Annotated in this window: 14 protein-coding genes; 10 read left to right on the top strand and 4 right to left on the bottom strand. The window is 45.9% G+C overall.

What is annotated here, in order from left to right:
- Nucleotides 1-37 precede the first annotated feature (37 nt).
- The 4 genes from SCB77_RS08845 to SCB77_RS08830 all read left to right on the top strand — a co-directional run bounded on the left by SCB77_RS08845 (nt 38) and on the right by SCB77_RS08830 (nt 5,370).
- Nucleotides 38-1,396 carry a glycoside hydrolase family 88/105 protein gene (locus SCB77_RS08845; RefSeq protein WP_320186069.1) on the top strand — a complete coding sequence of 453 codons (1,359 nt, stop codon included), beginning with the start codon at nt 38-40 and terminating at the stop codon, nt 1,394-1,396.
- A gap of 107 nt (nt 1,397-1,503) precedes the next feature.
- Nucleotides 1,504-3,732, top strand: a complete 2,229-nt coding sequence (locus SCB77_RS08840) for an alpha-L-arabinofuranosidase C-terminal domain-containing protein (RefSeq protein ID WP_320186068.1) — start codon at nt 1,504-1,506, stop codon at nt 3,730-3,732.
- Nucleotides 3,638-4,000, top strand: a complete 363-nt coding sequence (locus tag SCB77_RS08835) for a hypothetical protein (RefSeq protein WP_320186067.1) — start codon at nt 3,638-3,640, stop codon at nt 3,998-4,000. The genes SCB77_RS08840 and SCB77_RS08835 overlap by 95 nt, the downstream gene beginning before the upstream one ends.
- A 71-nt stretch (nt 4,001-4,071) precedes the next feature.
- Nucleotides 4,072-5,370, top strand: a complete 1,299-nt coding sequence (locus SCB77_RS08830; protein WP_320186066.1) for a family 43 glycosylhydrolase — start codon at nt 4,072-4,074, stop codon at nt 5,368-5,370.
- A 42-nt stretch (nt 5,371-5,412) separates the two neighbouring features.
- Here the strand turns inward: SCB77_RS08830 and SCB77_RS08825 are convergent, their stop codons facing one another.
- Nucleotides 5,413-6,504: a helix-turn-helix domain-containing protein gene (locus tag SCB77_RS08825; protein WP_320186065.1), complete on the bottom strand. Its 1,092-nt coding sequence runs from the start codon at nt 6,502-6,504 to the stop codon at nt 5,413-5,415.
- 133 nt (nt 6,505-6,637) lie between these two features.
- Here SCB77_RS08825 and SCB77_RS08820 point away from each other — a divergent pair, with 133 nt between their 5' ends.
- From SCB77_RS08820 to SCB77_RS08800, 5 genes are all read left to right on the top strand, one after another.
- The gene (locus SCB77_RS08820) at nt 6,638-9,022 is read left to right on the top strand and encodes a TonB-dependent receptor (protein WP_320186064.1); all 2,385 of its coding nucleotides are present in this window, start codon (nt 6,638-6,640) and stop codon (nt 9,020-9,022) included.
- 21 nt (nt 9,023-9,043) lie between these two features.
- Nucleotides 9,044-10,288 (top strand): DUF4374 domain-containing protein, encoded by a 1,245-nt coding sequence (locus tag SCB77_RS08815; protein ID WP_320186063.1) that lies wholly within the window; start codon nt 9,044-9,046, stop codon nt 10,286-10,288.
- Between the two features lie 36 nt (nt 10,289-10,324).
- Complete coding sequence (locus tag SCB77_RS08810; protein ID WP_320186062.1) at nt 10,325-11,341, top strand: YncE family protein; 1,017 nt, start codon at nt 10,325-10,327, stop codon at nt 11,339-11,341.
- Between the two features lie 60 nt (nt 11,342-11,401).
- Nucleotides 11,402-11,653 (top strand): transcriptional repressor, encoded by a 252-nt coding sequence (locus SCB77_RS08805; protein ID WP_320186061.1) that lies wholly within the window; start codon nt 11,402-11,404, stop codon nt 11,651-11,653.
- 103 nt (nt 11,654-11,756) lie between these two features.
- Nucleotides 11,757-12,500, top strand: a complete 744-nt coding sequence (locus SCB77_RS08800; RefSeq protein WP_320186060.1) for a dienelactone hydrolase family protein — start codon at nt 11,757-11,759, stop codon at nt 12,498-12,500.
- Between the two features lie 129 nt (nt 12,501-12,629).
- Here SCB77_RS08800 and SCB77_RS08795 read toward each other — a convergent pair whose 3' ends face one another.
- Together SCB77_RS08795 and SCB77_RS08790 are read right to left on the bottom strand one after the other, a co-directional pair.
- Complete coding sequence (locus SCB77_RS08795) at nt 12,630-15,491, bottom strand: glycoside hydrolase family 2 TIM barrel-domain containing protein (RefSeq protein WP_320186059.1); 2,862 nt, start codon at nt 15,489-15,491, stop codon at nt 12,630-12,632.
- Nucleotides 15,492-15,600: 109 nt separating this feature from the next.
- On the bottom strand, nt 15,601-16,665 hold the full coding sequence (locus tag SCB77_RS08790; RefSeq protein WP_320186058.1) for a GntR family transcriptional regulator: 1,065 nt from the start codon (nt 16,663-16,665) through the stop codon (nt 15,601-15,603).
- 294 nt (nt 16,666-16,959) lie between these two features.
- Between SCB77_RS08790 and SCB77_RS08785 the strand changes: the two genes are divergently transcribed.
- Entirely contained in the window at nt 16,960-20,631 is a 3,672-nt protein-coding gene (locus tag SCB77_RS08785; RefSeq protein ID WP_320186057.1) for a two-component regulator propeller domain-containing protein, read from the top strand.
- Between the two features lie 227 nt (nt 20,632-20,858).
- Here the strand turns inward: SCB77_RS08785 and SCB77_RS08780 are convergent, their stop codons facing one another.
- The gene (locus SCB77_RS08780; protein WP_320186056.1) at nt 20,859-22,229 is read right to left on the bottom strand and encodes a glycoside hydrolase family 28 protein; all 1,371 of its coding nucleotides are present in this window, start codon (nt 22,227-22,229) and stop codon (nt 20,859-20,861) included.
- Between the last annotated feature and the right edge of the window lie 3 nt (nt 22,230-22,232).

The raw sequence follows: 22,232 nt of genomic DNA, 5'->3' as shown, positions 1-22,232 counted from the left end.
CACGCAGCAGTGCATACAGGAAGTAAACTTATTTAACATGAAAAGAATTTCTATTTTTTCGCTGACCTTGTTAGCCCTATACGGTTGCCAGCCAGCGCAAAACGTCAAAAACACCGATACTGTCGAAACAAATGATGCCAATGCACCCCTGCATTTACTGAAACCCGACTATCCGGTGCGCTATGGCGAGACAACGATAGATAGTATTAAGCTAGATATGGATAAGGTTTATGGCTACTTGCAACGGGTAACACCTGCCATACTGGAGAACAAAGGCACAGGCGAGGAATTACGCGATGTCGAACAGATCGATACCGCAACTATCTTCAGGAAAGGTGATTTTCGCTTGGTGAGCTACGAATGGGGAGTAACCTATGGCGCTATGCTTCGTGCAACGGAAGTAACTAAAGATGCAAAGTATGCCGCTTACAGCAGCAGCCGTATGGACTTTATACTCGATGCTTTACCTAAGTTTAGGGCATTAGAAGCGGAGAACCCCGGCTATCGGTCTCCGTTGCATTCCGTTATCCACCCCGAGGCTCTTGATGATGCCGGAGCGATGTGTGCCGCGCTGATTAAGGTGCAGCAGGCCGGACTGCTCAAACGGGAAGCTAAGGCCGTTATCGACAACTACATCAATTATATCGTGAACAAGGAATTTCGCCTTAAAGATGGTACCTTGGCACGCAATAGGCCGCAACCCAATACTTTGTGGTTGGACGATCTGTACATGAGCTTGCCGGCGTTGGCGCAAATGGGGCAGCTAACGGGCGACGCAAAATATACCGAAGAAGCTATTAAACAATTTTGGTTGTTTACGGACAAGATGTTTGTCAAAGAAAAGGGGCTGTATAGGCACGGCTGGGTTCAGGATATGGACCCGCATCCGGCTTTCCATTGGGCTAGAGCTAATGGATGGGCTTTGCTGACGAAAGTGGAACTCCTCCAAGTGCTGCCGGAGCAACATCCCGCACGAGCGGCCTTACTGGAGCAGTTTAAAAAGCATGTCGCAGGATTGGCTCCGCTACAACATGGTACCGGCTTTTGGCATCAACTGTTGGATAAGAACGATTCCTATTTGGAGACATCGGCCACGGCCATTTATGCTTACTGCATCGCCCACGGAATTAATGCTGGATGGTTGGATGCTAAGGCCTATGGACCAATGGTATTACAGGCTTGGAATGCTGTGCACACCAAGATCAATGCCGATGGGCAGGTAGAAGGCACCTGTGTGGGAACCGGCATGGGCTTCGATCCCGCATTTTACTACTACCGTCCCGTCAACAAATTTGCGGCACATGGTTACGGCCCTGTTCTGTTGGCCGCAGCTGAAGTCTATGCCTTGTTGAACACAAAGAAATATGTTATCAACGATAGCTCGGTCCAGTTCTAGCTTCGTGATGGCAACGGTAGCTATATTCATAATTAATAGAGATGATCGATAAGCGAGTCAAAGCTTTTTACAAAGAACGAGCGGGCCTTATCTGAAAAACCATAAAGATGAACAATCGTATTGTAGTTATTTACTTTATTCTGTTGTCTTTCTGTAGCATGGGGACTGTCGTTCATGCTGCGACAGTTGCCGAGCCAGACTCCGTTTACCTATTGCTCTACGCGAAGGCTAAAAATGAAGGCAGGGATGGGCTTTGCTATGCTTGGAGTCTAGACGCAAAACAATGGACCGTATTACACAGCAAGATCGCTTTCGTTAAATCGGATTACGGCCGTTGGGGTAGTGAAAAGCGCATGATTGACCCTGTACTATGGAAGAACAATAAGGGAGAATGGTCCTGTGTATGGAGCTTAAATGGAGATCCTAAAGGACCTTATGCCTATACGGCCACGGCAGACTTTGTCCATTGGGGAAGGCAAACCTATTATCCGACGCTCGCCGACATGCAACGGCCTACGTTACAAGAGCTGGAGCAACTAAAAAAACAGAGGATTGAAGTTGTACTGAACGATGAAAAGGTTCGGGGTAGCGTGCTGAAAGTGGCTTGGCCGTTATTAAGGAAATTGTTAGATGCACACGAACTGGCGACTTTTCGCGCAGGCTTGTGGTCCGAACGCAGTATCGATGATGAACAACGTTTTGCAGATCTCTCAACGGTCAACGTTTCGGTGAAACCTAACCCGCAAGAAGGCAAGGACATTACAGATATGTTGGTTGGTGTATTTTTTGAAGATCTCAATTATGCCGCAGATGGTGGACTATATGCGGAGTTGCTGCAAAATAGAGATTTTGAATACCAAATTAGTGATAAACTAGGACGTGATACAACCTGGAATGCCAGCAAAAGTTGGTCTACGAGCGGCGACTTACGTTTCCAGATCGACAGTGTGCAACCCATACATCCTAACAATCCGCATTATGCAACGATTGAAGGTAGCGGCACATTATCGAATGCCGGATTTGACGGCATTGCGATACAAAAAGATGCCTGCTATGACCTATCGTTCTTTTGTCGCAGCGAAGCGGGCAGCGCCGCCACAATAAAGGTGATTCTTCGCGCGGCAAATGGTCAAACACTTGCAACGGGAAAATTAAAGGTGAAAGGTAAAGGCTGGCAAAAATATGGATTGACACTCACAGCAGTATCTACTGACCCGTCGGCGCATCTTGAGCTGTCTGTTGAAAATGGAAACAGGATGGCATTGGATATGGTATCGCTCTTTCCTCAGGATACCTTTCGGGGGCGTAAGAACGGTCTTCGACGAGATTTAGCAGAGGCTATTGCTGATTTAAATCCGCGTTTCGTTCGCTTTCCTGGCGGATGTTTGGCGCATGGTGATGGGATAGAGAATATCTACCAATGGTCGAAGACCATTGGCCCGCTTGAGGCGCGTGTCCCACAACGCAACATGTGGGGTTACCATCAAACGGCGGGATTGGGCTATTATGAATATTTTCAGTTTTGTGAAGATATTGGCGCCGCACCAATACCGGTGGTAGCAGCAGGTGTGCCCTGTCAAAATTCGCATGCCCATGGACATCCCTTGGGTGGGCAGCAATGTGGTATCCCCCTAGAAGATATGGATGAATATGTGCAAGAGGTGCTGGATTTAATTGAGTGGGCCAACGGCGATAAAAATTCCAAATGGGGCAAACTGCGTGCTGCAGCGGGACATCCGGAACCTTTTAATTTGCGGTTTATTGGTGTGGGCAATGAAGATTTGATCTCCGATGTATTTGAAGAACGGTTCACCATGATTTATGAAGCCGTTCGTGCGAAATATCCCAATATACAGGTAATTGGTACGGCAGGGCCTTTTTTCGAAGGAACGGATTATGTAGAAGGCTGGGAAATCGCGGATAAGCTGCAGGTTCCGGTGATGGACGAGCACTATTATCAAACGCCTGGCTGGTTCATTCACAATCAAGATTTTTACGATAAGTACGATCGTTCGAAATCGCAGGTTTATCTTGGCGAGTATGCAGCACATGTGGACGGAAGGGCGAGCAACCTCGAGGTGGCTTTGGCTGAAGCGATCTATTTGACAGCCTTGGAAAGAAATGCAGATATCGTGAAGATGACCTCCTACGCGCCATTGTTGGCTAAAGAAGGGTTTACACAGTGGCGTCCGGATTTGATTTATTTCTCCAACACGGACTTGAATCTCTCCATCCTATTACGTGCAACAGCTATTTGGGGTAAATACGGGCAGCGCCTACATACCTACATCTGTACAGATCGATCAGACGAACGAAGGCGTACGCAAGCGTATTAGTTTTTCCGTGCTGGAGGATAGCCTCTCCAATAGCTTGATCGTGAAGGCTGTAAATGTGTTGCCGGTGGAGGTTCAGGCAAGCGTTGATCTGTCAGGCTTTACCTTGGCCAAAGGGACGATCGAAAAATCTACACTTAGCGGAGAGTTGGCAGCAAGGAATGTTCTTCCTGTGCATGAACAGCTACATGCGGAGTTTTTGGAACAGAAGCAATGGATACTGAAGCCGTATTCCGTAACGGTGTTTCGCTTTCCGTTGAAAGAAAAATAAAAAGCGGTCCAGCAGACATTACAGTTATGAAGTCGTACTATTTTATCTTTTTTTTAGGGCTCGCATTGCATATGACAAGTGTTTTTGCGCAGGAACCTCATCGAGCCTTAGTAAATGGCGTGCCTTGGTTTGATGATCAAGGGCAGATTGTGAATGCCCACGGGGCATGTGTTGTGGAGGAGGAAGGTAAATATTACCTTTTCGGAGAGTTTAAAACCGATAGCACAAACCACTTTATAGGTTTCAGCTGTTACTCGTCATCCGACTTGGTACATTGGAAGTTTGAACGATTGGCGCTTCCCAAGCAAGAGGAGGGGCTACTTGGGCCCGGCCGAATAGGGGAGCGGGCAAAGGTAATGCGCTGTCCACAATCCGGGGAATATATCATGCTGATGCATTGCGACGACCTGCAGTATAAAGATCCTTATATCGGCTATGCCGTCAGTAAAACCATCAACGGAGAATATAGCTTTCAAGGACCTTTACTGTATCAAGGTAAGCCTATCAAGAAATGGGATATGGGTACATTTCAAGATCATGATGGCCAAGGTTATTTATTGGTACATCATGGCGATATATACCGTTTGAGCGCAGATTATAAGGAGGCCGAGGAAAAGGTGGCTTCGCAAATTTCCGGCGTGGGTGAGTCGCCCGCGATGTTCAAGAAAGAGGGCGTCTACTATCTTTTAAGCTCGAGTCTGACAAGCTGGGAACGAAACGATAACCACTACCATACGGCAAGTTCCATTGCTGGTCCTTGGAAGAAACAGGGACTGTTTTGCCCAGCAGGATCATTGACCTACAATTCGCAATGTAGTTTTGTATTCCCAATTGTACAACAGCAGGATACGGTATTGATGTATATGGGTGATCGATGGTCATACCCCAAGCAAGGGCAGGCAGCTACGCAGGTATGGCTACCGCTAGAAACTATCAGCGAGCGGTTACAGATCCCTAGCTACTTACCTAGTTGGGATCCACTGGCCAATGAGAGCCGCGTCATCAGTCAGCGTTCTAATTCCATACCTGCCCGAAAGCCTTTTGTTTCCAATCGCAGAGGCGAGAAGATTGAATTCCTGTTCAAAGGAGGAAGGTTTTACATCAAAGGAACATCCGATCGTCATGGTGGCTACGGCCGGATCGTTATTGCGGATAAAAAAGATCGAGTTTTACACCAGGTGATGGTGGACTTCTACAGTAAGGTATCCGATGATGGAATACGATTTGTTAGTCCAAGCTTACCCAAAGGAAAATATAAGGTCACGGTTGAAGTCAGTGGCGAGCAAGGCCTGTGGTACAAGAAAGACGGAACGCGTTTCGGCAGTGACGACTACTACGTCCGGGTAGATGAAATTGGTTACGTAGACTAGGTGCATGAGCTGGAAAAGGCGCATGCAGGATCAAGACGATTTTTACAGCAGCAAGAGTTGCTCGTAAAGAAAGGGAAAAAAGAGCGATGAGCTCGTGAGAAATGGCAGGCGTTTGCCAGTATTCATCGAGATAGCCTTAAACTGTTTAAGTGCTTCTTTTGGGGTGTAGCCATGGTAGCTTTTAAAAACCTTAATAAAATGAGATACACTTTGGTAGCCCAACAATACCGCAAGCTCATTTACATTATGATCTTCCATAAGTAACTTTTTTGCCTTCTCCATGCGCGCTTGTATTACGAATGCATAGATCGTACTGCCATAGGTACGTTTGAAATCTTGCTTTAATTTTTTTTCATTGATCATAAATTTCCTCGAAAGTTCGACTAGACTTGGTGGGTTGTCCAAATGTAAGCTTAAATACGCGCGAATCTTTTCCAAGTTGTCTAAAGAAGATATCGTGCTATCTTTTCCGGGTATGGAAGGTCCAAAGTTGGTAAGTTGATGTATGCTAAAAAGAAGTTCCCGCAATTTTAATTTTAAAAAATGGTAAGCGTTATTTTCCATGTCAGCACCGGCTAGGATATCTTGTAAAATACGCAGCATTTTTAGATCTATGTAGAAGGTTTGGTTGGGACGGTTTTCGGGTTCGCCAGATAGGATGTATTGATGAAAGCTATCATCTCCGATCCAATTTTCGCCTTGTAGAAGATGGATGTAAAAATCGCGAGACATTTTGATAATCACATGCATAGTCTCATCATTTTCATGGATGTGCACAATGCCGCCGCCGCCAGAATCATCCAAAAAATTGCGCTGCAACATACCCACATCGTGGTTGTAATTTTGGTTGCCTGCTCCATTTTCTACATTGGTATTTCCTTTCAGATAGAAAAAGAAACGCACATGTTGCCCCGTCGTGAAAAATTCATCGGCCACCGTCTTATAGGCGGTAATTTTCGTATCCTGAATGTGCAGTCCAGCGGTGTGTATCGCCTGCACGCTGAAACCCACGTAATTTGGGTCGTTGAAATGGATCTCGTAGCGGCTGACAGGTACATCATCCTGATAGGCGTCGGGAACGACAATGTTGCAGAGTTCTTTGTCGACGTCGACAATTCGAGAGTAAATATGCATACCTAATTTCGCTAATTTTAGTCCTTTTTTTCGCTATCCGATAAAAAGAAAACCGAATACATTTGCAAAGTTGTTTATAATTAATCTAAATACCAATAGCAATTTTAAAATGTATGTAAACTTTAGGTGGACGATGTTAAAATTAAGTGCAGTCGTTTTTTATGTTTTCTTTTTTTCTTTGTTTTCCGCCTTTGCACAACACCGAGAGTCGGCCAAAATTATAGGCTACATTCGAAATAGTGAGGGCAGTGCTTTATCCGGTGCTACCGTATATATTCCCAACACGGGCTATAGTACACAGGCCGATCGGGATGGACATTTTGTATTACTTGTCGATGCGGGTAATTACGAAGTGATAGGAAGCGCCTTGGGGTATGTCGCCCAGAAGATCTCGTTTTCTTTAGCTAGTGGCGAGGTAAAGCGTCATCAATTCACCTTATCCAGAGATCCAAATACCGCTATCGAACAGGTGGTGGTGGAAGGGAAGTCGGCCATTCAGGAGGTGCGGGAAACGCCCTTCAATGTCATTGCGCTGGATGCGAAATCGCAGTACAACTCCACGTTAAATCTTGCGCAACTGCTTGGCAAGGCCTCGGGTGTCCGTGTGCGCGAGTCAGGTGGTGTAGGCTCTGACGTCAATATTTCCTTGAACGGTTTTACGGGAAGGCATGTAAAAATCTTTATGGACGGGGTGCCGTTGCAGACTTCGGGATCTTCTTTCCAACTGAATAACATACCCGTTTCCCTAGCCGAACGAATTGAGGTGTATAAAGGCGTAGTGCCCATCGAATTTGGCGCTGACGCTATAGGTGGTGTCATTAATATTGTGACCAACCAAACGACGAACTCCTTTTTGGATGCATCTTACTCATATGGCTCGTTCAACACGTATCGCACCAACGTTATTTTAGGGCATACCACAGCCAAAGGTTTTTCTTTTCAGGTCAATGCTTATCAAAACTATTCCGATAATGACTATAGGGTAAAAGCGAGATTGCTGAACGGCTTGAGTTTCGAACCCGAGGAGCGATGGTTCAGGCGGTTTCACGATGCCTATAGAAACGAGGGTGTCGTTGGGAAGATCGGTTGGGTAAATCGCCCTTGGGCCGACCGGTTTTTTGTGGGGATGACGTGGAGCCAGGAGAAGGATGAGATTCAGACCGCTCCTTCTAACATCGAATGGGTATATGGTGCACGCGAAAACAATGGCAATTCCCTTATCCCATCATTAGAATACTATAAGCGGAATCTGTTTACAGAAGGGCTTACCGTGCGGTTAACCGGAAACTATACATATAGTCAGCGGCACAATGTTGACACGGCTTCTTACCGCTATAACTGGGCAGGCGAAGCTACACCATCGCCAACACAGGGCGAGTCTGCAGGAGTGAACTCTCTCGCTGACTATCGCAATTCCATCTACTCATCTACCTTGAGCATCAACTACCGTATTGATGAAAAGCATAGCGTAGCCATAAACGATGTACATTCGGGCTCGCAACGTAAAGCGGACTCCAACTTGCCGCTCGATGAGATGACGGAGCTCGATCGTATGCGCAGACTTAGTCTGAAAAATGTGCTTGGACTCTCTTATCGCTATAGGCACAGCCGAAACTGGAACTTAAATGTATTCGGTAAAAATTATTACCAGAAAGTAATTGGGCCATTTAATGCTGGAGATGAAGCACATCCCGACTATCAAGAACGTAGTGAAAGTTACAATACCTCTGGCTATGGGGTTGCAGGAACCTATTTCTTGAAAGATTACCAGTTTAAAGCATCGATAGAACGTACCTATCGTTTGCCTACCGATAATGAACTTTTTGGTGACGAGATCGCCGAAGCTGGAAATGCTTCCTTACGCGCCGAGAATTCTATGAACTATAATTTAGGCGCTACGCTAAATAGGGCATTGGCCGATAACAGTACGCTTTATCTTGACCTAAGCGGTTTTTACCGGGATACGAGGGACTTCATCCGCCGGATGGATTTGGCGAGATTTGGTGGGATCATGAATGTGAACCATGGTAAAGTACGGAATGTCGGTGTGGATGTGGAAGCACGCTACTACTACCGCAATAAGTTGATGCTCGGTGGTGTATTCACCTATCAGGATATGCGTAACAAAGAGATGTTGCGCAGTGCGACAGGCACCGCTCTCAGCGGTCAATATAACGACCGTATGCCCAACATCCCTTACTTGTTTGGTAATGCCGATGCCGCATATTACATACATGGCCTCGGAGCTAAAGAGAACGTGCTTAATTTAAACTATACCCTTAACTATGTACATGAGTTTTTCCTAAAATGGGAAAGCGTGGGCGGAACAAAGCTAACCGTTCCAGAGCAATTATCACACGATTTCACGACGACCTACAGTATGCAAAACGGCCGTTACAATTTCACTTTGGAAGCCAAAAATTTTACAAATGCAGAGCTTTACGACAATTTCAGTCTGATGAAACCCGGACGTGCATTTTACGTGAAATTTCGCTACTACCTGCTCAAAAGAAAATAATTAATCACAAAATAAAGAAAAATGAATAATTTAAAGAATAATGCTTGGGTACTAAGCCTTGCCTTATTGGCCACTGTAGGTTGCAGTAAAGATAACGGTACACCTGATACCGGAAACAATGGATCGACAGATCGTTACTTTATATCGGCTCAAACGGACGAAGCTTCATACACCTTTGTGGTGGACGATTTAGAAAAAGATACCATCGTTGATACAAGATCTGCCATCGAATCCACCACCACAGGCAATCGTTTTGTATACAACGGAACGACTGCCGTCATGTCCTTAAATTATCAGCAAGGAAATCCTTCGCCAGGCGTAGTATACCAGCTGAATAATAGCGGTGTTTTGCGTACCAATGGTGATTTCGTCTTGCCTGTTGGGTTCACGACAATCGGTGCCTTTGATAAATACTTGGTTGCATCTCGAAGCGGGCGAACCCTTAACGTGGACGGTGGCACAAAAACAGGGGTGATTTATTACTACATCGACACCGAAAACAGTAACCAGATTATCGAGAAGTCCGTGGTTACGGAAAACTTTATCGGCAACCGGACGGCAGAGCTGACGGGTGTTGTGGATGCTGGAAACAAAGAGTTTCTTGTGGGCGTTATGCTCTCGGCTCCGACGGGGCAAACGGCAAGCGTCGATAGCGTTTATGCAGCAAAGCTGGATGAAAACCTAAATGTCAAAGCTATTTACCGCGACAGCCGTTTGAGCTATTCTACAGGTACTTTCCGCTCGGCACGTTACTCCCACATCGCCAATGACGAAACGGGGAACACCTATGTGTTTTCCGGATCCCATGCAGCGGCCACCACAAAGAAGGCTGGAGCGCTATTGATTTCGAAAGGCTCGGATGCGTTCGATGCAAACTACTACTTCGACATCGAAACCGCTTCGCAAGGCTACCGCTTCAAACGTGTATGGCATGTTGCTGAAGACTATTTCTTATTGGAGATGTACAATGAAGTGGGCGTGGCTGGTGGGCAGCAACCGGCTAGCCAATACGCTATCGTACAGATGAGCACGAAAAAATTTACGTGGATCAGAACAGGTATCCCTGCTGCTAGCGAGATTGATGGTATCGGTTGGCCTTTTACATCGGATGGGAAAGCCTATTTGGGGATCACTGCTAGCAACGCGCAACCAGCGGTCTACGTGATCGACCCTAAGACCGCTACAGCAAAAAAAGGAATTACCGTCACCGGCATGAGCGCCATACAAGGATTGGCACGTCTATCCCCTCAAAGCAATTTGCAGTAAAAGTAATCCGGATTTAAACAGAAACGATAAATTGATATGAATATAAAATATATATACAGCATAGCCTTAGCGCTCACCTGCGGAGTAGCAATAACAGGAAATGCGCAGACGGTTAAAAAATCTACTAAGATTGGCGACGGCGTTTATGAGCTGGTGTTCAACAGCAAAAATAATGCGGTTTATGTGGCTACAACACGCGGAAATGCCGAGAAGCCCACGATCTTCCAGCTCGATCCAAATAGTCTGCAGGTAACAGACAGCATCTCCTTGGAGTCTGGAGCCTTTGGTCTTGGCATTAACGAGAAAACGCAAACGTTGTATGGAACAGGAACACGAGCAGGTGCTGTTATAGCCATAGACATTAAAAGCAAAAAAACACTTGCAACCATTACGAATGGACAAGAAGGTGGCCATACGCGTGAGGTGCTGGTGGACGAAGGTCGTAATATGATCTACGTTTCTGATGTGAAAGCTGGCATTTGGGCTATCAACGGAAAGACCAATACCTTTAGCCATATGCTTTCTGGAGTTGCAGGCGCCACTGGACTCGCGATAGATCCCGGCAAAAATCGTTTGTATGGCATCGTTAAAAATAAAGTGCTACGTTATGATTTGAAGAATGATGCGGTGATCGACAGTTTTGCAACAGGCGGCGAGCGGGCGATTAATCTTGCGCTCGATGTCAAAAGAAACCACCTCTTTGTTGCTCACCAAGGATCGGCTAACGTGACCGTACTGGATGCTAATAGTGGTAAGCTCTTGCAGACAATTCCGGCAGGAGAAGGTGCTCTAGGCATTAGCTACAGTTCCGTTAAAGATCGCGTGTTTGTCGCCAACCGCGGCGCAGGAACGGTAACCGTTATTAACGCTGCTGACTATAGTGTTGTACAGCAAATACAAACGGGATCACTCCCCAATACGGTGGTCGTTGATCCGGCGGGAAATGCTTTTGTAAGCAACAAAGCGAAAGGAGGAGGTCGGCCTAAGAAAGGCGAGACACCAAAGCCATCAAATGATCCGGATGGCGATATTGTGACAAGAATTAGTTTGTAAACTATCCAAAGGGGAGGCATGATCGATCATACCTCCCTTTGTATACATGAGTTAACCCATATGGAAAAAGATATCTTAGCAAGGATGCGGGAAAAAGGGCTGAAAATAAGCCAAAAACGTATTTGGATTGTCGAGGCTGTGTGTGACGCCAAATGTATTCGGGATGTAGGGGCATTTTGGATGCATCTAAGATCCGTTAAGCCTGTCTCTTGGGCAACGACCTACAGTACCCTTCGGGTGCTTAGCGAATATGGCATTATTGAGAAAACAAACTTGGACGGTAAATCCATTGTCTATCGCGTACTGGAATAACGGGTCTTGCCTGCGAAAGCCGCTATGTCGCTTGAAAAATTACATGCCACAAAACAATCCCAGCAAACGGACGTTACTACCCTTAGGTAATAGATTATTATATATGTACAAGATTCTCATTATAGCATGCCTCTTAGGGATGGGGGCGGGTGTTTCGGCACAAGCGTTAAAATCGGTGTCATACAACGATGGAACACAAAAACTACATGGATTGGTAACAGCGACAAAAGGAGCTAGTAGGCCCGGAGTCCTCATTCTACCGGCTTGGAAAGGTATCGATCAGGAGGCCAAGGACGCAGCTATCGCTTTAGAGAAAGAAGGGTATATCGCTTTCATCGCTGATATTTATGGCGAAGGAAATACGCCAAAAGATAACGCTGCCGCAGGAAAGATCGCCGGCAAATACAAAACCGATTACGCAGCTTACCAACATCGGATCCAACTCGCGTTGGAAGAGCTGAAGAAGGCTGGTGCAGATGCCGATAACCTTGCTGTGATCGGTTATTGTTTTGGTGGAACGGGCGCATTGGAAGCTGCACGTGGAAATTTTCCTGTCAAAGGTGTGGTGTCTATCCATGGTGGATTGGCTAAAGATCAAGCGAGACCCAATACACCTATAAGAGCAAAAATATTGGTGGAAAACCCTGCGGAAGATAAAGGGGTAACGCCGGCTATTTTGGAAGCGCTAACAACCGAACTGAAGGAAGGGAAAGCAGATTGGCAGCTCATCACCTATGCCAACTCCGGGCATACGTTTACTGATCCTGCATCACCCGAATACAATAAGTTGATGGCTGACCGTGCTTGGCAACATACCTTGCTATTTTTGGCGGAAATTTTGAAGTAACGCCATATGGTATCGATTGCCGATTTGCGCACGCGATGCTTATAAAAGACAAAGGATGGTGTGCCTGGCGGCCACCATCCCAAGACATAAACTAACTAAACTAAGAGTCTTGCGCAGTGTCGGTACCAACTAGTCGGTTAACACGTTCACTTTAGGCATGATAAATTGTGTATTTTCTTTCTCTCCCTTCGGTAAGCCAAAGTAGAAATACAATGTTCTTGATATCGTTCTGTTCAGTGCCGTCAATTCGCCCGCAGGGCCGTTTACGGCTGCTTTGCTATTGATTCCCATCGCTAGCTTAGTGCCTATCGGCGGTATGGCATCTAAGAATGAAATATTGCCCGTCGGTAGCGCAGGGTATCCTTTAGGCCCAGATATTCCATAAAAGTCAAATAGGCGAACAAACAGATCCTCTTGCGCGGTCGCTACTAGAAATTTTCCCTGTGTAGTATTGAACTGCATCCAGCTGACATCGGAAAAATAACCTTTAAATTCTGGAAAGGTCCATGGGCCAATTCCTGCTTTGGAATCGTTGTACATATTTTCCCAAGTGTTGCGCGTAACACCTTGCAATCTATTTTTCCACACGCGGTATGGTCCATTGCCGAGCCATTTCACGCTGATCGCATAGTTCTCCGGAAAATCGAAGCTTACACCAGCAAAAGGCACATTGCCCTTACTTTGATAGGCATACTCCAGCTGTAGCCATCCGTCGGGGTGCATTGTCCAGCGGACAGAATCTAGGCTTCCCTCGTAGAAGAATGCTATGCCTCTTTTATTGCCATCACTATACAGCTTGGATGACTTTAAAGTGGCTGACCCATCCACCAGCACGGGGCCGTTTTGAAAGGATAGCTTCATGCTGTAATCATTGGCCAACTCGGCTAAAAGACCGGTTTTTTTAGAAATAAATGCGCTGATGCCATTTGCTTTTAGCATGTAATTTGCCGAATCCTCTTGCAAATCTACTGTTGTTGCGGTTTGTAAAGGTAGTACATCTGCGAGAATGCTTGCGTTTGATTTAATCCGCCAAGACCAAGTATAGATGTCTTCCCCATGTTGATCAATCGCTGTTAGCAACAGGGCGTCATAGTTTTTCCAATCTTGGGGTAGGTTTAGATGGAGCTGACCTTTCGCTGTTGGTGCGATATCCGGACTAATTATCACTTGGCTTTGCGCGCTGTCGATACCTGCGAAGTTGGCATAAGGACGTTGGTAATTGACCAGTTTGTAGGTAAATTGACAAGCCTGTAGATTGGTGTGGTGATACCGGTTCTCTAAAGGAATACGGCCGTCAAAATCTGGCGCTAAACTTTTCATCTTGATATGTACAGGCGAAAATATCTCGCGAATGGCAAAGAAACTACCTTCTTTCTCTCGGTGTGGCCCTAGAATTCCATCCGGAGCGTTTACTTTGTTCACATCGATGGTATTGTTGAAGTCCGTCCGTACTATACCTTCATCTGCAAAGTCCCAAATAAAGCCACCAGCGCCCAGCTTGGCATTCCAGTGCAGTTCCCAAATATCTGCTAAACCTGCGGCTGCGCCCCCATCATCCTGCGCATGCAGAAATTCCGTAGGCATATAAATATTAGGTCCTTCTAGGATTTTTTTTGTCGAATAGTAATCTTCATAGTGGTTACAGTCGATACCATTGATTTCATTGCCTGGGCGGTGGTGTGCATGGATAACTGTCCGATCCGATAGATCGTATTTGCGGTACTCATCCACCAATTCTTTATTATGCCCACCTTCGTTGCCGTTGCTCCAAAGGATAATGGACGGATGGTTGACGTCACGAATAACCATCTCTTTTACCAATTTTTTCCCTACGGATGTTCCATAGGCTTTTTGCCAACCCGCCAACTCATCTAAAACATAAAGACCTAGTGAATCACAGATTTCTAGAAACGACTGATCCGGCGGATAATGTGAACAGCGGACAGCGTTCATGTTCATTTCCTTGATCAGCTTTACATCTTGCAGGTCTAACTTTCTGTTCACCGATCGACCTGTCTCGGGCCACCACACGTGCCTATTTACGCCTTTCATTTTAACTTTGGCACCGTTGACGTAAATGCCATCTTCTTTTCGCACCTCTATGGTTCTGAATCCAAAGCGCTCGTGGTGTAGGTAGGGAGAGGTAGACTTGCTGCGGAGCGTAAACTGCGCCTCATACCGGTCTGGCGTTTCTGCAGTCCACAGCTGTGGTTGATCGACCTGCAGCTCCATAGATTTTACCGTGTCGCCCGCCGCCACGGATACTGTTTTTGTCGCTACGGTCTTGCCCGTTTTGTCTTTCAAATCAACATGTAGCGTGCCCGGCTGACTTATTCCCGATAGGTAAACCTGGCTGCGGAAGCTGCCGTTGGCTTTCGCGTCTATAGCTGTCCAGCTGATGTGCGCCGTTGGTGTGGCCTCCAAGTAAACAGGTCTATAAATACCGCCCAAGATCCAATAGTCTGCCAAACGCTCAGCATTGTTCACTGTTTTGTCATCCGACATTTTGGATACCGTTACTTCCAATTGGTTATCCTTGCCTACAAGAATCTTATCGCTGATATCGTAACTGAATCGGTAGAAAGATCCCTGATGCTTTTCGCCGGCCAATTGCCCATTGATCTTTACCTCCGTATCAGTCATCGAGCCCTCAAATACAATCGCTATTCGCTTTCCTTTCCAGCTCTTAGGAACCTGAAAGCTGTGGCGGTAGATGCCTTTTTCATCATGAAATTGAAAGTTTTTTCCATAGGTAACATAGTCCCTCCCGTAGTTGTAGGCGCCAAATCCCTGCAGCTCCCAATGGGAGGGAACGGCAATCTTATCCCATTTACCTGCTTTTCTGCCGCCGGTAACCCAAAAATCCCATTCCACGGTATGTTCATTGTCCGTCCCGGAAAGATATTGGACCTGTTTGCTAACTTGTGCTAGGCTAGGGCTGACGTATCCTCCTAAAAAGATGATAAGCAGGCATAGACGATATAGATTCATAGGTTTTGAGGTATCGATTTATAAGTTTGCTAAACTACACATTCGCAGGATAAGCCGCATCCTGACGTATCCTGTGGATATGTTATCCCCTTGTAGCATGCTGTTTCCATCAAACGGAAGCGCGAAGTACCGTGTAAAAGGGGACTTCTAGTCTAGTTTTTAGATTATTCATAATACAGGCCGCCGCATATTCTCCCATCAGTTTGAAATCTGTGGATAGCGTAGTGATACCATTTAAGATAAATTTCTTTAAAGGCGTCTCATTATACGATATAATGCCCACATCTTCGCCGATGGCCAAGTTCTTGGCGCTGATTTTGTCGAGCAGATAGACAAGATCATCTTCGGCAAGGTTAATGTAGCAGGTTCCTTTTTTGATATGCTCGCGTCCAGCATGGTCAACCAAAAGGTGCTCAAAGGCATACTCTTGGCAAAACTTGTAGAATCCCTTGATGATGGCTTTGGGATAGTCGCTATGGTCGGGGAAAACGAGTTTCAGCAGGTTGTATTTAGAAAGGGGCTCTCGGATGCTCTCCAAGGCTTCGTATATATCCCGTTCATAGTTTTCGCATACCACCGGAAAATCACCGTTCAACCCTTCCACTTCACGTCCCAGCAAGAGCAGCTTATCGGTGGGGATGCTGGAGAGCACTTCCGCCGCCTTATCCTTCCCTTCCTTGAAGTAAGGAAACACCACGTAGTGATCGTAGGGCTGTGCTAGTCCCTGCAATAGGTTACGCAGATGCGTAATGTCGCTATTGTAAACAAAGAGATCCAACGATGCCTGATCGCCCAGCTCACTGGCGAGGGCATCATAAACAATTTTTTTGTGGGCACTCAATTTGTTGAGAAAGACAGCGATGCGCAGCCGAAAGACCTGCTCCTTAGCAACAAAGTAACCCTTCCCAGGAGAAGACGCTATAATTTCCTCGAGTCGTAATTTTCGATACCCTTTTTCTACGGTATCGCGAGCAATTTGCAGATGATAACTGAGGTCGTTAATGGAGGGCAAGGCCTCTCCGACCTGCACAATTTTATTTTTGATCGCTTCCACAATCGCATCCGCAAGTTGAACGTACTTGGGTGTAGACGAGAAGTCATTTATTTTTATCGATTTGATCAAATCAAAACTGTTGGTCGCACGTGTGCTTGACGTAAAAACTAAAGTTTCCATACAATTGCAAATAGGTTTAACGAAGGTAATTTGACTAGCTTCCTCATTTGGGGCTGACCCCGATGTCTAACACGATAGGAAAGACAGCTTTTCAAAGCTAGTGTCTGTGTTGCTAAACTGTCCCATAAAATCAGTTCATTCATCCCCTAAAATTGAATCATGTTGCCTCTGGATATAGAAAAACGCATTTTTGGTCGCTAAAACCCGATCTTTCGATCTTTTTGTCTACATTTAGCACGATCAATTTCTGCGTACATGCTAACCGGGGAAAACAGACTACGAAATTTCTACTTGATGTTGACTTGCTGCTTGCTGCTGCTGTACCCAGCTGTCGGTCAGGCACAGTTTCTACGGCTGAAATTCGACCATATCACTTCCGAGAACGGTTTGCCCCATAGTACGATACATGGCATAGCAAAAGATAAGTATGGCTTTATGTGGTTTGGGAGCTGGTCAGGTCTTTGTCGATACGATGGTTACCGTATTCGCGTGTATCGATACGAACCTTCCAACCCTAAAAGTATCGTCAATAACCGTATTCATAATGTTTTGAAAGACAGTAAAGGGGATATATGGATATCGACCTTTGACGAAAATTTTGTCTGTCGATACAATTATGAGACAGACGATTTTGATCGAATTGCCAATAAGGCCATACCTCGGGAAATAGCTGGCAAAATCAATAGACGTGACCATCGATTGCAAGTTAGCTACACCTACAACAATAGCCGCTGGTTCTTGGACAATGACAAAACGACCTTGGTGGAAGAGCATGTATTAACAGCTAAACAAAAGGTGTACACGGTGGACTCCGAAAATCCATGGTCTATCAATGACGCCTACGTTAGTGATCTTTTTTTGGATGACGAACATGTTCTTTGGTTAGGGACGTACAGTAATGGAATAAATCGGAGCTATTTGGATGCGACACCATTCCACTACATGTACCATCATCCAGAACGTAAAAACTCCCTATTGGAAAATACCATTCGAGCCATTGGCGAGGATAATAAGGGCAACCTTTGGGTTGGAACCCGAAGTAAAGGGATTAGTGTGCTCGCCAAAGACGGAACCTACAGACATTTTCAGCACGATGCAAGCAATCTACACAGCATAAAAAGCAATTATGTTAAGCGGATATTCTGCGATTCTAAGGGCTTGGTTTGGATCGGTACGCAGAAAGGGCTCGATCGGTATGATCCAAAGACCGACCAGATCAACCGGATCGATATTCCATCGCTTGACAACATCGCCGTGTTCTCTTTTGTAGAAGATCGATTGGGTGATGTATGGCTGGGCACATGGAATGGCATTTTCAGATACGACAGAGCGAGGGATACGATGGTACATTTTCCGGTGCAGGGTCTACTTCCGCATGAACATGTTTGGTATCTTTATGAAGATAGTAAAGAACAGCTTTGGGCGGGAACGGAAGGTGGAGGTATCGCCATTTTAAAGAAAGACGCTAACGGATTGACGCTGCTTAAACAGCTGCAGCAGGGCACAGGAGCTTCGTCGCTTAGCGATAGCCGAATTTACAATATTTTTGAGGACAGTGACCATCGCGTGTGGATTGGAACAGGGAATGGCTTAGATTATTACGATCCAGAAACCGGATACATCAAGCATCTCTCGCAACAGACTGACCTTTGGCCTAAAGGTACCATTGCGGGTATCACCGAGGATGACAAAGGTTTTGTGTGGCTCAGCCATAAACAGGGGATCTCCAGAGTAGATCGCAAAACCTTTGCTATTCGTACTTTTTCAAAACAGGATGGATTGCAAAGCAATGAATTTGCTGAAGGGGCGATCCATAAAAGCAAGTTTGCGAATAGGCTTTATTTTGGAGGCAACAAAGGGGTAAGTTATTTCTCTCCCGATAGTATTCGTACCAATAACAATCCTCCGAAAGTGCTGCTCACCGAGTTGCGAATCCTAAACCAGCCTGTGGAAGTAAATCAGCGGGTGAATGACCGTGTGGTGCTTACTAAACCGCTCTACTTGAGTTCTTCACTAGACCTTCGACATGAAGATAAAAGCATCAGTTTGGAATTTGCAGCCTTACACTATGCAAACCCGGCAGGAAACAAATATGCGTACATGTTGGAAGGCTTTGACAAGGACTGGATATATACTGATGCGAGTAAACGTGTTGCAACCTATTCTAACCTTAATGCCGGGGATTATGTCTTTAAGGTGAAGGCCTCCAACAGCGATGGCATATGGATGGAATCGCCCACTACGCTAGCTATTGCTGTAGCACCGCCTATATGGGCAAGTAAAGCTGCCTATGTGGTGTATGCCCTTGTTTTCATGCTGCTGCTTTATCTTTTTTACTACGCGATCCGTCGGTATACTAAATTGAAGTCAAAGCTCGCCTATGAGGCGATATTGCATGAGAAAGAGCGTGAACTGCACGAAAGTAAGGTTCAGTTTTTTACCAATATTTCCCACGAGATAAAAACGCCGCTTTCGCTTATTCTTTCACCGATAGAACAGCTGAAAGGTTGGGGCAAAGAAAATGGTCAAGTACAAGAGCAATTGCAGACGATGGAAAATAATGGAAATCGCTTGCTAAAAACCGTCAATCAACTGTTGGATATCCGGCGGTTTGAGACGGGGCACGAGCGTTTACACCTCGAGCTGGCTGATGTCACGCTATTGGTTGAGCATGTTGTCAACTCTTTCGCACAAGAGGCCAAGCAGAAGAAAGTTCGACTGAAGTTGTCCTGTGAAGGGGATATTCCTCTGCTATCGATCGATGCAGATAAGCTCGAAAAAGTATGCTACAACTTGTTGTCCAATGCGTTAAAATTCACGCCGGCAGGAGGAATGATTAAGGTGCGTGTGCGCCAGATCGAGGAACAGCTTGTTATTGCATTTATCGATAACGGCGCTGGCATATCTGCCGAGGATATGGATCGTATCTTCAAACCTTTTCTGCAAGGGAAATCCGCCGTGGCTGGTGGCTCCGGTTTGGGACTTACCTATAGCAAATCTTTGGTAGAAATGCATGGTGGGAGGTTGACCGTGGAAAGTAGGCCGTACACGGAGCGTTATAAGCTAACGGTATTTCGCTTGTTTTTACCGCTTGGAGATGGCGTGTTAGCTATTGACCGCGTAGGACAAGAAGAAAGCGATGCGCCACATTTTTCTGTGGAGCAAACAACAGCAAAGCCTGTTGACGGGGACGCCACACGTACAGTATTACCCCGTCGATGCACACTTTTGCTGGTGGAAGACAATGAGGAAATGCGCAGGTACTTGGCCAATTTCTTCCGGCAAGACTATCACATCTTGGAAGCGGCGAATGGTCAGGATGGTTTACTGATCGCAAGAAAACAGATGCCCGATTTAATTATCAGCGACGTGATGATGCCTAAGGTTGATGGAATCTCGTTTACGCGACAGGTAAAAGCAGATATCTTGATGTGCCATATTCCGATTATACTGTTAACCGCTCGCACGCTTGTAGAATTTGAAATAGAAGGACTGGAAACGGGAGCCGATGACTATATGGTGAAACCTTTCCATCTTCCTGTACTGGCGCTAAAGGTACGGAACCAGCTGTTGGCGCTGTTTCGCATGCAGGATAAGTTTAAGCAGCAAATCGCCCTCGAGCCTTCGCCGATCGATATGCCTTCACCAGACGAGGCCTTGCTACAAAAGATATTGGCTTATGTGGAAGAGAACCTGTCGGACTCCAATTTAAAGATAGACAGCGTTTGCCAATCCATAGGGTTGAGCCGTGCCCAGCTATATCGTAAAATGAAAGCCTTAACAGGATATAGCATGGCCGATTTAATAAAGGAGGTGCGCCTCAAGCGGGCGCAACAGCTGTTGCGGGAAAAGAAATTCAATGTGAGTGAGGTTGCCTACATGGTCGGATTCAGTGATCCGGAATATTTTAGGAAAAATTTTAAGGCCAAATTTGGCTTTCCACCTAGCGAGTACGCTCGACGATGACGACGCAGGATGGTGCAGGTTGCCCATCCTAAAATAATCAGCTATACTTGTCCTGCGCTGTGATACCAAATAAAGCTATTCCAGAAATTGGAATATAATGGAGGGATGAAACCTAGAATTTCTATACCTACGTCCTGTCAATCAGCCTATTGTTCTGCTATTTTGGAGTTTTTTCATATTAGGTTAGTCAAGATTCAGCCCCTCATGTTTATGAAGGGCTGTTTTTGTTATTCGAGGTAGCGAAAGTTTTTGACATGTTTATTTTGAATAGGCTCTTCTTCGACGTTGCTTAGACGTACATTTTTCAATGACACATCGGTTACCGGTAAATCTGCATTTCCGCTTATTTTAGCAATGAATTTTGCCTTGCTAGCTTGAATATCTGCTAAATTGATATTTTGAATGGGCGTCAACTTTTTTAAGCGTGTGGGAACGAGTGTGCGCCATTGGTACAATACGTCGGTATCGATGCCCAATATTCCGTCCTGTAGGTTGTGCGCCTGAATATTGGAGAAATAGACCCCTTTGACATATCCGCCCATACGTTCATTGGTTTTTATAAAAACAAGATGCATGAGTTTCGCCTCTGGGGTGACTTGGCAGTCCGTTACGTATACATTTTCTATTCCACCAGAGAGCTCGCTGCCTATGGCAACCAATTGATGGCCGGCACGTACCTCGCACTGTCGGATGACTATATTTTTAGAAGGTATTTTTAAACGCCATCCCTCCGGGTTTCTTCCCGATTTTATAGCGATGGCATCATCGCCTTGATCGAAAATGCAATTCTCCACCAAGATGTTTTGACTCATTTCCGGATCGATGCCATCATTGTTGTGCCCATGTGCATAGACGTCGATGTGACGGACAACGATGTCTTTCGACAAATAGAGATGTACCGTCCAAAATGGGCTGTTGCGAATCTTGATGCCTTCGATCAGCACATGCTCGCAGCGATTGAACTGTATAAACTGCGGACGTAGGTTGGAGGTGTCGTTCACCATATTGCGCTGCGCAACGGGAAGCTCGTCCTGCGCCCAATTGTATAAGCGTTTAATACTTTCCATGTGTGCTTGCGGTCTAGGGAACCACTTTTTCCAGGTATCCATCTCTGCACGGAGTTCCCCTTCGCCGCTAATGGCGACATTTTTTGCTTCAAAGGCGTAAATCAATGGCGAGTAGTTATAGCATTCCAACCCTTCCCAGCTGCTCCATACTGCCGGCAAATAATCCTCCGGTAGACCGGAAAAAAGTAGTGTCGCTCCTTTGGCGAGATGAAGATTGACGTTGCTTTTTAAATGTATGCGCTTGGTGATCCATGTCCCCGCCGGAACCAGCACTGTCCCACCCTGTTTATTGGCTGCGGTAATCGCCTGCGCAATAGCCTCGGATATCCGTTCTTTATTACCTTCCACGGCCCCGAAATCGATAATATTGAATCGTGGTGCCTGATCGAAATTCGGAATGCTGATTTCGGGCATCTGAAAAGGAGCATCGACCTTGATGCGTTCCTGTTTTAGACTTTGTTCTTGCGCTTGCACTGATCTGCTGAGTGAGCTCATGCATAAGATAATGACAAATATTCTGATGTATGACATGGT

Origin of the sequence: Sphingobacterium bambusae, assembly GCF_033955345.1 — a bacterium.
GTDB classification, from domain to species: domain Bacteria; phylum Bacteroidota; class Bacteroidia; order Sphingobacteriales; family Sphingobacteriaceae; genus Sphingobacterium; species Sphingobacterium bambusae.
Note: the sequence above shows the minus strand (reverse complement) of the source record. Positions and strands in the feature narration are given on the sequence as shown.